Source organism: Rhodococcus sp. H36-A4 (assembly GCF_027158005.1).
Taxonomy (GTDB): Bacteria; Actinomycetota; Actinomycetes; order Mycobacteriales; family Mycobacteriaceae; genus Rhodococcoides.
Genome location: NZ_JAPVLQ010000005.1, coordinates 132,955 through 144,505 on the forward strand (window position 1 = coordinate 132,955; position 11,551 = coordinate 144,505).

At 64.3% G+C, this 11,551-nt stretch carries 13 protein-coding genes and 1 pseudogene; 9 read left to right on the plus strand and 5 right to left on the minus strand.

From position 1 onward, the window contains the following. The first annotated feature begins 417 nt into the window (after positions 1–417). The 5 genes and pseudogenes from O1W68_RS14930 to O1W68_RS14950 all read left to right on the plus strand — a co-directional run. Entirely contained in the window at positions 418–657 is a 240-nt protein-coding gene (locus tag O1W68_RS14930; RefSeq protein WP_269304783.1) for a hypothetical protein, read from the plus strand. Positions 658–757: 100 nt separating this feature from the next. Beyond that, positions 758–1,162: a hypothetical protein gene (locus O1W68_RS14935; RefSeq protein ID WP_269304785.1), complete on the plus strand. Its 405-nt coding sequence runs from the start codon at positions 758–760 to the stop codon at positions 1,160–1,162. A 36-nt stretch (positions 1,163–1,198) separates the two neighbouring features. Further along, entirely contained in the window at positions 1,199–1,399 is a 201-nt protein-coding gene (locus tag O1W68_RS14940; RefSeq protein WP_269304787.1) for a hypothetical protein, read from the plus strand. Between the two features lies 1 nt (position 1,400). Next, positions 1,401–2,339 carry a hypothetical protein gene (locus tag O1W68_RS14945; protein ID WP_269304789.1) on the plus strand — a complete coding sequence of 313 codons (939 nt, stop codon included), beginning with the start codon at positions 1,401–1,403 and terminating at the stop codon, positions 2,337–2,339. Next, positions 2,321–2,494 (plus strand): annotated as a pseudogene (locus O1W68_RS14950) (ISL3 family transposase); the annotation flags it as partial. The gene O1W68_RS14945 and the pseudogene O1W68_RS14950, both read left to right, overlap by 19 nt. A 2-nt stretch (positions 2,495–2,496) precedes the next feature. On the opposite strand, the gene O1W68_RS14955 reads toward O1W68_RS14950, so the two are convergent. The 4 genes from O1W68_RS14955 to O1W68_RS14970 are packed head-to-tail and all read right to left on the minus strand — an operon-like array spanning position 2,497 to position 5,578. After that, positions 2,497–3,246, minus strand: a complete 750-nt coding sequence (locus tag O1W68_RS14955) for an enoyl-CoA hydratase-related protein (protein ID WP_269304791.1) — start codon at positions 3,244–3,246, stop codon at positions 2,497–2,499. Further along, on the minus strand, positions 3,243–3,935 hold the full coding sequence (locus tag O1W68_RS14960) for a nitroreductase (RefSeq protein WP_269304793.1): 693 nt from the start codon (positions 3,933–3,935) through the stop codon (positions 3,243–3,245). Before O1W68_RS14960 ends, O1W68_RS14955 begins: the two co-directional genes overlap by 4 nt. 50 nt (positions 3,936–3,985) lie before the next feature. Beyond that, positions 3,986–4,930, minus strand: coding sequence for a TauD/TfdA dioxygenase family protein (locus O1W68_RS14965; protein ID WP_269304794.1), 945 nt, complete (start codon positions 4,928–4,930; stop codon positions 3,986–3,988). Positions 4,931–4,957: 27 nt separating this feature from the next. Continuing rightward, complete coding sequence (locus tag O1W68_RS14970; RefSeq protein ID WP_269304795.1) at positions 4,958–5,578, minus strand: TetR/AcrR family transcriptional regulator; 621 nt, start codon at positions 5,576–5,578, stop codon at positions 4,958–4,960. Positions 5,579–5,882: 304 nt separating this feature from the next. Here O1W68_RS14970 and O1W68_RS14975 point away from each other — a divergent pair, with 304 nt between their 5' ends. Both O1W68_RS14975 and O1W68_RS14980 read left to right on the plus strand, forming a co-directional pair. Next, positions 5,883–7,283, plus strand: a complete 1,401-nt coding sequence (locus tag O1W68_RS14975; protein WP_269304797.1) for an ABC transporter substrate-binding protein — start codon at positions 5,883–5,885, stop codon at positions 7,281–7,283. A 131-nt stretch (positions 7,284–7,414) separates the two neighbouring features. Continuing rightward, entirely contained in the window at positions 7,415–8,950 is a 1,536-nt protein-coding gene (locus tag O1W68_RS14980; RefSeq protein WP_269304799.1) for an acyl-CoA synthetase, read from the plus strand. Positions 8,951–9,151: 201 nt separating this feature from the next. Here O1W68_RS14980 and O1W68_RS14985 read toward each other — a convergent pair whose 3' ends face one another. Beyond that, complete coding sequence (locus O1W68_RS14985; protein ID WP_269304800.1) at positions 9,152–9,505, minus strand: GNAT family N-acetyltransferase; 354 nt, start codon at positions 9,503–9,505, stop codon at positions 9,152–9,154. Positions 9,506–9,580: 75 nt separating this feature from the next. On the opposite strand from O1W68_RS14985, the gene O1W68_RS14990 reads away from it, so the two are divergent. Beyond that, the gene (locus O1W68_RS14990) at positions 9,581–10,552 is read left to right on the plus strand and encodes a pirin family protein (RefSeq protein WP_269304801.1); all 972 of its coding nucleotides are present in this window, start codon (positions 9,581–9,583) and stop codon (positions 10,550–10,552) included. Between the two features lie 137 nt (positions 10,553–10,689). Then, entirely contained in the window at positions 10,690–11,445 is a 756-nt protein-coding gene (locus O1W68_RS14995; protein WP_269304803.1) for a phosphoglyceromutase, read from the plus strand. Positions 11,446–11,551: the final 106 nt, after the last annotated feature.

Genomic DNA, 11,551 nt, shown 5'->3' on the forward strand with positions numbered 1-11,551 from the left:
CAGCGTCATCGAGCTCGTCTCTCATCCGGGTCCCCTGCGACCCTCTGTGCGGGGTAGTTCGTCGCTTTCGTTGCGAACGTTTGTACTCGAGCTAGAGTGCCTTTCGGGATCACGATTGGGGGAATCGTTGAAGGTCGATACTGAAATTTTGCGCATGTTCGCTGCATATCTCAGCAGCGCAAGCGCATCGCTCGAGAGCCAGAACGTACTAGCACCGTTCGCTGAGATTGAGTGTGCTCTGCCTGGTACCGGGTTCCAAGCCACGGTTGCAGCAGCATCTGGTGCGACGGCCACCGCCGTCCTCGGGTTATCGGGACGTATGGAGGCAGTGGCGCGTGTGGCCAGAGGCGTCGCCGGGACCTACGACACGACGGAAGAGGACTTCGTTTCGAAGTTGCAATCGATGGATACCGGTCGATGAAGCTAACGGTTGCCGAAGTTTCGGGCTGGAGGCCGGCGTCGCTGATCAACGCCGGACGGCAGTTGAGCGGAATTGTTTCTGCCTTGGACTCTCAGCGTGCGGGTGTTCTGCAGGAGCAGAATGCACTTGCCGATACCTGGCACGGTGAAGCAGCTATTGCCGCAGCGGAGAGAGTAGTCGGCGAGTGCTCTCTGGTGAGTTCGGTAGCGGAAGTCCTTCAGTCCGTTTGCCGATGAACTCACCGGGTCCGGTGGAATTGTCGACGGTGTTCGGAACCGCGTCGTTGAGGTGGTGTCTGACGCTACAACGCGATGCTTCGATGTCGAAGCTTCCGGCATGGTAAACGCAGACAAAATGATCGCACTGTGTGCAGTAATTACGGGCCCGGCCTCTGAAGATGCTGCATTGGCATTTCAGTTGGAAGCGGCCGAATTGACGCGACAGTTGCTCGAGGCTTTGCGGCAAGCAGAAGCGGCCGCGGAAGGCGTCTCGTCGAGGCTGGCAGCACACATTGCAATCGCGCAGGACCTTGCACTTCTGAGCAGCAACGGGAATGTCGTGGTGGATGTCGACGGTGGATTCTCGTGGCAGCCCGACTATCCAGCTACCTTCGCTTCAGCGACAGTTGGTGTGATGACCGACGTGACGGGGAAGGGGTTGACCAGTGCGGCGGTGAGCTCGGTCGACGATGTGGGCAAACTGATCGGGAAGGGATTTGGGCCTGCAGGGGCAGTTCTTTGAGTTATACCAGCGATTCACAATGATATCGCCGGAGGAATGAGTCCAACTGCGGCGATCGTGACGGAAGGAACCGCGGCGGCCGGTGGATATTTGGTCGGGTCGGTCGCCGGTGGAGTAGTGGGAACGTTCATCCCGATTCCTGTCGTGGGCACTGCGATCGGCGTTGGCGTTGGTGCTGCCCTGGGCGGTCTCGTTGCCTGGGGCGGTTCCAAGGTCATGCAGAATCTGTGGGATTGACATGGGTTCTGAAAGGGACTATCCGCAACCTCGCACAGATCTTCCAGTGCTCCAGTGGATTCCACGGTGGCCACAGAGGATTCAGTGGAAGGGTTTCTCGAGTGCACTGTTCATCGCGGCCTTCGCCGTACTGGTTTTCGTAGCGTTGTTCAAGGGAGTTGCCAACGGAAGTTGGCTGGCTACTGCCGGATTCGTCGGTCTGGCCATCGTGTTCGTGATCATGGCCGCGCACATGTCGGGCATAGCGGGTATTCGGTGCGTGTCACTTTCTCGACGCGTGAGAAGCTGTGACCACCCCCTGTACGGGACAGGCGTCGAGATCGGACAGCAAAGACTGACCTACGCGTCCATGTTGACTGTGCTGGCTGGGGCGATGACCTACGGGTTCGCAGCAGTTTTCGCATGGGCCGTTGGCCAGGGCTCGACACTTCTACCTGTTGGTCGTGACGGTCGTACTGGTGCAATGATCGCCGGTGCCGGCGTCGTTCTGTTGGTCGCAATGCTACTGCTTGTGCTCTTACGCAATGTTGTGACCATGTCGATCTTCGAAAGCGGACTTCACAGGACGGTAGCGAAATGGCGGTTCGGTCGAGTGCAGGTTGTAGACAGTTTTCTCGTTTGGGAAGACATCGACGACGTCGTTGCCGATGACTATGTCGTTCACGTCGGTAAGTCGGTCGCTAACCCGATAATTCGTCTGAGCCATCACGACGCCGTCCTTGACGACACGTGTGTCGGACAGGATCAGAAAGGAGAACTGGTCGTGCTCGCGTACTACATGGTGTCCGAGCCGAACATGTTGCTGGCGCTGGTGAACTTTATGCGTCAAAACCCTGATGAGCGAACAGCAGTGACGCGAACGGACGCCGTCGAGATGCTGCGGCCGCCCCTATTGTCTACTCGTTTTCGGCTCTCCAGCCTCTCGACGGGGACCGCATGATCGGCGTGGACGAGCACGAGTGGAGACACGTGCTTGGACACGGCGAACCCAGTTTCGTCACGGCGATCTTGGATCTGACGCCGGTCCACGACGGGACCTTTCCCGCTCGTTTGCCGGCCATCGCCCCGGGACGTTCCACTGCGGCGCTCCTGGACGGTCAGCGGCCGCGCCACTGGGGTGGGCGCTTTTCGAAGAATGCGCTGATGCCCTCGCTCATGTCCTCCGAGGCGCGGAAGACCTCGATGGCCTGTTCGGTGGCCTGCCAGCCGAGGGTGTCCTCGGCTGCCGTGATCGCGCGCAACGCGCGCAGGGTTTCCCCCACGGCCATGGGGGAGGACAGGCAGATGTCCTCGGCGAGCGCGAGCGCCCGCTCGAGCGCGCAGCCCGGCTCGGCCACCTCGTTGACCAGGCCTAACTGGTATGCGCGTTCTGGTTCCAGGTGGCGGCCGGAGATGAGTAGCTCCCGCGCGATGTTCGGCGGCAGCGCCCGGGCGGCGCGGAAGAGCGCGCCCGAGGTGGCGACGAGTCCGCGTCGGGTCTCGGGAAGACCGAAACGCGCGGTGCGGGAGGCGACGATCGCGTCGCAGGCTAGTGCGATCTCGAATCCGCCGCCGAGCGCGAGCCCCTCGACCGCGGCGATCAGCGGCGTGCGGCGCTCGCGCCTGATGACCCCGTACTCCCCGCCCCGCTCGGTCCGCAGGCTCACGCCCGCGCTGAGGTCGGTGCCCGCGCTGAACACCTGAGCGGTCCCGGTGATGACGCCGGCCCACAACTCCGGATCGTCCTCGAGCCGGTTCAGCGCCGCGTCGATGCCCTCCGCGGTGGCCCGGTCGATGGCGTTGCGTTTGGCCTCCCGCTCGAGGCGGATGACCAGGACTCGGCCACGGAGCTCTTCGACGACGCTCATGCCCGCACCCAGGTCGCAGCTGTGCCGATGTCGGCCCGCGGGGTGCGGAAGGAGTTGGCAGGGTGTTCTTCGTCGGCGTAGCCGAACGAGATGGAACAGACCACCTTCCGGTCCTCGGGCAGGCCGAAGAAGTCGCGCATGTAAGGCGCGCTGCCCGCGAGCGCGGCCTGCGGGATCGCGGCCACGCCGAGGCTGTGCGCGGCGAGCAGGAAGGTGTTGACGTACAGGCCGCAGTCGACGGCTCCATAGGTCCCGAGGGCCTCGTCCGAGGTGATGACGGCTACATGGGGCGCACCGAACAGCTCGAAGTTCTTCATCGTCTGCGCCGACGAGGCCTGGCGGTCGCCTGCCGCGATGCCCACGCTGGCGTACAGCTGCATCGCGCAGTCCTTGCGGCGGGTGCCGTAGTCACCCTGATACGCGGTGGGGAAGGGGAAGTCCGGCGCCTGCGGAGAGGACCGCACGTACTCGCCGAGCCCCTTCCGGAACCGTTCGGTGCCCTCGCCCTCGGTGATGGACACCTGCCAGGGCTGGGTGTTGCACCAGGACGGTGTGCGTTGCGCCATTTCGAGGATCTGCTCGATCGTGCCGCGGGGCACGGGGTCTGGGTGGAACGCGCGGCAGCTGCTGCGCGTGTCGAGCAGTGCTTTCAGCTCGGAGTGGCGGCTGGGGGCCGGCGCATCTCTCACGACGGGACTCTCCTAATTTGCTTGCCGGACAAGGGGATAGCGTGTTGGGGCTAGTCGACGCCGATGGGTGTGTCGCCGACGATCGAGATGCGCTCCATGACGCGACGCGCCGGGAAGTAGTCGCTCGAGGCGTAGTGCTGGCTGGCGCGGTTGTCCCAGAAGGCGATGGTGTTCGGTTGCCAGCGCAGCCGAACTTGCAGCTCTGGGCGCATGGCGTGCCGGTAGAGCATGCGCAGCAGCTCGTTCGACTCGTCCGCTGAGACGCCGAGGATGCGCTGGGTGAAGGCGACGTTGACGAACAGCACGCGGCGGCCGGTCTCGGGGATGACCCGCACCACCGGGTGCGTGACCGGCGGGAACTGAGGGCGCAGCATGTCGATCGCGTCCTGCGGCATCCCGGACCCGAACGAACGTAGCCAGTCGTGCTCGGCCTCGAGGTGGTCGATCCGCACCTTGATGTCTTCTGGCAGTAGATCGTATGCCGCGCCCATGTCTGCCCACAGCGTGTCCCCGCCGACTGGTGGGATCTCGACCGCGCGCAGGACTGCCGCGAACGAGGGAGTCCGATGCCAGGTGACGTCGTTGTGCCAGATGTTCTCGGCGCCGACGGCGGTCGCGTCCTTGGCCAGCGTCGCGACGTCGATGTCGCCCTGCCCGGGCTGGGTGTACTTGTAGAACGGATGCTGCTCGAGCTCTCCCCACCGCGCGGCGAACGCGCGGTGCTCAGCCCGCGTGATGTCCTGGTCGCGGAAGAACAGCACCTTCCACTCGAGCAGCGCCCGGCGCAATTCCGCCAAGACCTCGTCGGCGAGGTCTCCGCCGAGTCGGATGCCGGAGATCTCGGCGCCGATGGTGGGGGTCTGCGGGTTCAGCGTGAACAGCTCGTAGGGCCGGTCGTCCGCGGCCGCCGCTAGACGGGGGGCGATGATCGGCCCGAAGTATGCCAGCGGGTCGGTAGGGGTGGGTGCCGCGGTGCTGGGAAGCGCATAAGTCATGGTGTGACTCCTAGAGATAGGGGGCGGCTAGAAATACGGAGTGGGGGTAGAGACCGGGGCTTCGATCATGGCGGTGAGAGTGTCGACGAGATTGGAGACGATCGCAGTGGTCTCGGCGGCGGTCCGTTCCGACCCTTCCCTCGTGGCGAGGGCCGTCATGCTGAACATGACGGCGTTGTTGGTGCGCCAGGTCGCGACCTCTCCTGGCGCGGGGCAGAGCGCGACCATTAGCTGGTGGACGCGACGGTAGCTGTCCGCCTGCAGGTGTTTCTGGGTCACCTCGGCGAGTGCGGGGTCGATCACCGCCTGCACGAGAAAGCGCGCGTAGCGGCTGCCGGGCCTGCCGAGGGTCTCGGCGGCGAGAGGATGTACGAGGGCCTCTACTGCCTGTCGGACGGGTGTCGGATCGCCAGACCTCTCGATCTTCTCGAGCAGTTCTGTTCTGCGGGCGTTGACGGGACCCATACGCGCCGCGACGAGGGCCTCGATGAGTCCTTCGCGGGACCCGAAGTGGTACTTGGCCGCAGACTTGTTGGACTGGTTCGCCGCCAGCTGGACGTCTTTGAGCGTGAGTGCGGGCAGCCCTCGTTCGGCGATGATCTGCTCGGCGGCATCGATCATTGCGATCCGTGGCGTGATTGGGGTCACAAGATGTAGGTTAAGGTCGTAACCTTAAGCTGTCAAACGTCGCCTGAGCTGGTGCTGGTGCCGGCGTCGAAGTCTGGCATACCCCGAAAAAAGGAAAGAGAGCGATATGGCCTTGCGTGCACTATCGGGAACCGGCCGCGTGTTGGCCGCGTTCACCGCTGTGGGACTACTCCTCGTGGGTTGCTCGAGCGGCGAATCCGCCTCATCGGCGAGTTCGGACGGCGTGGCCAACGGGCTCGTCGGGGTGCAGTCCGATGGTGATCCGAGGCCGGGCGGGACCATTTCTTACGCTGGCTACTCCGCAGTGAGCAGCTTGGACCCGGCCGCCCGCCAGGACGGCGGCTCCACTGGCGGCACCGAAATGGCCGCGCTCTACGACCTGCTGCTGCGCTATGACCAGGATTCCGGCGAGTACGTCCCCCAGCTCGCGGAGTCGATCGCCGCGAACGATGACAACACCGTCTGGACCGTGCAGCTACGCGACGGCGCCACCTTCAGCGACGGCACGCCCGTCGACGCGGCGGCAGTGACCTGGAGTATCGAGCGCTACCTGGGGAAGAAGGGCACCCACACGCAGGTGTGGGCCGCCTCGGTCGAGAAGATGCAGGCGACCGACGACTCGACGGTCACGTTCACTCTCCAGCGTCCGTGGCGGGAGTTCCCGGCGCTGCTGACCAGCGGGCCGGGCATGGTCGTCGCGCCGTCGTCGATGGCAGGCGGCGAGTTCGCTCCCATCGGGGCGGGCCCGTTCACGCTGGAGCGGTTCGCCTCGCAGGAGGAGTTGGTACTAACGGCGCGGGCGGACTACTGGGGCGGCAAGCCGTACCTGGATTCCGTGCGCTTCCCCGCGATCGTCAACGAGACCACCCGGCTGGAGTCGGTGCAGTCCGGCAACGTGCAGATCAGTTATCTGCGAAACCCCGAGAACGTGCACAAGGCAGAAGAGGCGGGTCTGCCCGGCGCGGTGTACACAGCCAACATGGGCGGCACGGTGATAATCAACAACCGCGAGGGTCGCCCGGGTGCGGACGAGCGGGTCCGCCGGGCGTTGGTCGCCGCGTACGACCCCGAACTGTTCAACCAGCGCGTGCAGAGCGACAGTGGAGTGGCGAGCAGCGACATGTTCGCGTCGCAGTCGCGGTGGCACTCCGACGTCTCGGGCGCCGGCTATGACCCGGACACGGCCCGCAGCTTGCTCGCCGAGGCCAAGGCCGATGGCTACGACGGCAAGATCACCTACGTGGGCATCAACGACCCCGAGACCCAGCGGAGCGCCGTTGCGGTTCAGGCGATGCTCCAGGACGTGGGCTTCGAGGTCCAGATCAACTACGCCAGCTCGATCAACGACCTGGTCAAGATGCTGTATGCGCAGCACGACTACGACGTCTCCTACGCCGGCTTCAACGTGCTCGACGAGGCGCCGTTCATTCGGATGTACGGCAACCTCCACAGCTCGTCCGCGTCCAACGTGCTCGGTTACGCCAACCCCGACATGGACGAGCTGCTGGGCCGGCTTCAGACGGCTCGCGACGATGGCGACCAGCGCCAGACCCTGGCGGACATCCAGGCGCTGGTGAACGAAACCGCGCCGATGGCGGTGACCGGGCCCTATCGGTTGTTCATGCCGTTCGCGGACAACGTGCGCGGAGTGCAATTGAGCTCGGACGGCATCTTGCTGTTGGACAAGGCGTGGACCACCGACTGATCATGTCTTCCGGGGAGAGCGACGCGATGCTGCGGCAACCGACCGAGCCCGGACGATCATCAGTTTTGTAGAGACGAAACAGTCCCGGCTTCGTGCCGATGAAACCAATCGACCAACACTGGAGGACCCCGATGTACCCCGCACTGCACGCCCGCACCCATCCCGACCGCGTCGCCGTCCGGATGAGCGATGGCCCCGGCGTCACCTACGCCGAGCTCGACGAGCGCTCGATCCGGCTGGCGCGTGAACTGCAGGGGCGGGGTCTGCAGGTGGGCGACGGCATCGCGATCCTCGCCGAGAACCACGTCCGGTTCTTCGAGAGCTATTGGGCTGCAGTGCGTTCCGGTCTCTACATTACTGCGATCAACCGGCACAGCACCCCAGAAGAGGCCGCGTACATCATCGCGGACTCTGGTGCGAAGGTGCTGATCTGCTCGCACGGCCTGCAGGAGACCACCACCGGGCTGCTGCCGCTGCTCGACCCCGCCGTGCACCGCATGATGTTCGACGGCGTGATCGATGGCGTCGAATCCTACGAGGACCTGCTTGCGCGGCAGTCGGCGGAGCCTCTCGACGACGAGCCCCGCGGTCAGCTGATGCTCTACTCCTCCGGCACGACGGGCCGGCCCAAGGGCGTCAAGCGCGCGCTGACCGGCCTGCGGGTCGATGATCCGGCCGCACCCCGGAGCTCCGGCCTGGCCCGCAAGATCACCACGATCGACGAGGAGTCGGTGTACCTCGTGCCCGCGCCGCTCTATCACGCGGCGGCATTCAACTGGTCGATCGCGGTGCAGGAGATCGGCGGCACCGTCGTGGTGATGCCGAAATGGGATCCCGAGGAGTTCCTCGCGCAGATCGAGCGGCACCGCGTCACCCACACCCAGGTCGTCCCCACGATGATGGTGCGGTTGCTCAAGCTCGACCCGGAGATCCGCACTCGCCACGACCTGTCCTCGCTGCAGGGTCTACTGCACTCGGCCGCGCCGTGCCCTGTCGAGGTCAAGCGGGAGATGCTGGACTGGCTGGGCCCGATCGTCGACGAGTACTACACCGGCACCGAGGGTATCGGCGTCACGTTCATCGCGGCGCGGGACTGGGGGGATCGGCCGGGCACCGTCGGCCGGTCGGTGACGGGCGTGATCCACATCTGCGACGACGACGGTGCGGAAGTGGCCACGGGGGAGGTGGGGACCGTGTACTTCGCGCGGGACGACATACCCTTCAATTATCACAACGACGACGCGAAGACCGCAGGCGCGATGCACCCGGACCGGCCGACGTGGTGGACGATCGGCGACATGGGCCGCGTCGACGCCGACGGCTACCTGTACCTGACCGACCGCAAGGCGTTCATGATCATCTCCGGCGGCGTCAACATCTACCCCGCCGAGATCGAGGGGCACATGATCATGCACCCGGCGGTCGCCGACGTCGCCGTATTCGGCTTGCCCGACGCCGACATGGGCGAGTATGTGCATGCCGTCGTGCAACCGGCGGAGGGCATTGTTCATGGCCCTGAGCTGGCGGCGGAACTCTTGGCGTTCGCGCGCGAGGGACTCTCGCGGTTCAAGGTGCCGCGGGTCCTCGACTTCCTGGACGAGCTGCCCCGGATGGAGTCCGGCAAACTCCGCAAGGACGTCCTGCGTGCCGACTACCTTCCCGTGTGAGCTGAGAGGCCGACCGTAGCGGTGCCGGGGGATGAAGTTTTCTTTGTCCTCCTGGCACTCGTTGAGTGTGAAACCCGAAAGTTGACCAGCTCCGACATGATTCGATTCACCTCGACGGCGGCGACCTGCGAGCGGAGTTCGCCGGCCGCCGCGGCTTCGCCGTTGGGCGTTGCTTGTCGATGAAAACTCTGGACGCTGCGGTCAGTCGTTCTCCGCCCCCACGATCTCGAGTGCAGCAGACGTCACCGGGTCGAGGGCGTCGTCGAAGTCGTGGTGCTTCTCGACGTAAGCGGCGACGTACGAGCACACCGGGACGATGCGCTTTCCGTCGGCTTGCGTGCGGCTCAATGCAGCCGATACCAATTTTGCGGCGAGGCCTTGTCCAGAATGCTGATCGTCTATTTCGGTGTGATGGAAAATCCGCTGGTTGTCGGCGTCGATGTAGGCCGCGAACCCGGCGCGCTGCCCGTCTACATGGATTTCGTAACGGTGGTGATCGGGAGCATCGACTATTGTCGGCTCGTGGCCGTCGTTATCTTGGTCTCCATTGGTCATGATTCCACTATGCCCCAGGACGCCGGGCTGTCGTGCGTATCGGCATCCTGGATGCTATCGAGATGAGGGTCGGTTGTGAGTAACCTCGAAGCCTCGCCGCAGGAATTGTCGTGTGATTCGCGTCCTGATCGCGTGGTGCACGTTCTCGAGGCTCGGGAAGTCCCGTTGGGTGGTCCTCGCGCAATGACCGTCCGGCGCACTCTGCCGCAGCGCGCTCGATCATTGATCGGGGCATGGTGTTTCGTCGACCACTACGGGCCCGACGACGTCGCTGCCGGTGTTGGCATGCGGGTTCCGGGTCACCCGCATACCGGGTTGCAGACCGTGTCGTGGCTTTTCAACGGTGAAATCGAGCACCGTGACACCAACGGAACCCACGCGGTGGTTCGTCCCGGTGAATTGAATGTGATGACTGCGGGCACGGGAATTGCCCACTCGGAATTTTCGACACCGGACACTTCCGTCCTGCACGGTGTGCAGTTGTGGATCGCATTGCCGGCCGAGCACCGGTTCACAGATCCGGCGTTTCACCACTACGTTCCGCCGACGGTCGTGCACGACGGGGTGCGTGCAGCGGTCTTTCTGGGATCGTTGTTCGGCCAGACGTCGCCCGTCGAGATGTTCAGTCCCTTGGTGGGAGCCGAGATAATCGTGCCGGCGGGGAGTACTGCGCGTCTCGATGTCGATATCACGTTCGAACATGGCGTCCTCGTCGACACGGGTGCTGTCACCGTGTCCGGCGTAGCAGCCACCCCAGGGCAATTGATCTATCACGAGCCCGGGGTCGAGACGATTACCGTGCACGCATCCACGGATGTCGAGGCGCGAGTTCTGATCCTCGGCGGCGAACCGCTGAACGAACGAATCATCATGTGGTGGAACCTCATCGGCCGCAGCCACGAGGAGATAGTCCAGTTCCGCACGGAGTGGGAGCAGGCACGTCGGGACAATGCTCCCGCAACGCACTACGGTGCATTTCCAGCGGAATGGGAAAGCACATTGCCTGCACCGGAATTGCCGAACACCCGGTTGCAACCGCGCGAATGAGATGCACTCGGGAGACCGAACACCGTTTTTGTAAACCGCACACACGTGCTCGGACCTGAACTTGGCGCGCAGGTTAGCAAAAACGGTGTTCGGTCCACGTCCGCCGACTGTTGCGCGGTTCATGAGAAACTGACCCCATGAGTATCGGAACCTTGATTTTGCTTCGCCACGGCGAGAGCGAATGGAATTTCTCCAACCAGTTCACCGGGTGGGTCGACGTCCGCTTGACGGACAAGGGAGAGGCCGAAGGCAAGCGTGCCGGCGAGCTCCTTGTCGACGCAGACCTGCTGCCCGATGTGCTGTACACCTCCCTTCTGCGCCGAGCGATCAGCACGGCGAACCTCGCGCTCGACGCGGCGGACCGGCATTGGATCCCCGTCGTTCGTGACTGGCGCCTCAACGAGCGTCACTACGGTGCGCTGCAGGGATTGGACAAAGCGGAGACCAAGGACAAGTACGGCGACGAGCAGTTCATGCTGTGGCGTCGTAGCTACGACACGCCGCCGCCGGCCATCGAAGCAGGCAGCAAATACAGCCAGGACGCGGACCCGCGCTACGCAGATCTGCCGACCGTGCCGCTGACCGAATGCCTGAAGGACGTCGTCGACCGGCTCATCCCGTACTTCGAGGACACGATCGTCGCCGAGCTGAAAGCAGGCAAGAACGTTCTGGTCGCGGCGCACGGCAACTCGCTGCGGGCGCTGGTGAAGTATCTCGACGAGATTTCCGACGCCGATATCGCGGCATTGAACATTCCCACCGGGATCCCGCTGCGCTACGACTTCGAAGCCGGCGAGGGCAAGCTGGTACCGAGCAACCCGGGCGGAACATACCTGGACCCCGAAGCAGCGGCAGCGGGAGCGGCAGCCGTCGCCAATCAGGGCGGAAAATAGGGCCTTCGGCGGTTCGGCGCCTTTCTTCGGTGGCCGATACCCCGAACTCCAGATGAACGGTCGAAGAACACTGTCGGCGAGGCCGGTTGCCACCAGGGGAATGCCT

Excerpts from the sequence above, each read along its gene's own strand:
- O1W68_RS14930 (WP_269304783.1), top strand. The coding sequence starts at position 418 with ATGAAGCTAACGGTTGCCGAAGTTTCGGGCTGGAGGCCGGCGTCGCTG.
- O1W68_RS14935 (WP_269304785.1), top strand. The coding sequence starts at position 758 with ATGGTAAACGCAGACAAAATGATCGCACTGTGTGCAGTAATTACGGGC.
- O1W68_RS14940 (WP_269304787.1), top strand. The coding sequence starts at position 1,199 with ATGAGTCCAACTGCGGCGATCGTGACGGAAGGAACCGCGGCGGCCGGT.
- O1W68_RS14945 (WP_269304789.1), top strand. The coding sequence starts at position 1,401 with ATGGGTTCTGAAAGGGACTATCCGCAACCTCGCACAGATCTTCCAGTG.
- O1W68_RS14955 (WP_269304791.1), bottom strand. The coding sequence starts at position 3,246 with ATGAGCGTCGTCGAAGAGCTCCGTGGCCGAGTCCTGGTCATCCGCCTC.
- O1W68_RS14965 (WP_269304794.1), bottom strand. The coding sequence starts at position 4,930 with ATGACTTATGCGCTTCCCAGCACCGCGGCACCCACCCCTACCGACCCG.
- O1W68_RS14980 (WP_269304799.1), top strand. The coding sequence starts at position 7,415 with ATGTACCCCGCACTGCACGCCCGCACCCATCCCGACCGCGTCGCCGTC.
- O1W68_RS14985 (WP_269304800.1), bottom strand. The coding sequence starts at position 9,505 with ATGACCAATGGAGACCAAGATAACGACGGCCACGAGCCGACAATAGTC.
- O1W68_RS14995 (WP_269304803.1), top strand. The coding sequence starts at position 10,690 with ATGAGTATCGGAACCTTGATTTTGCTTCGCCACGGCGAGAGCGAATGG.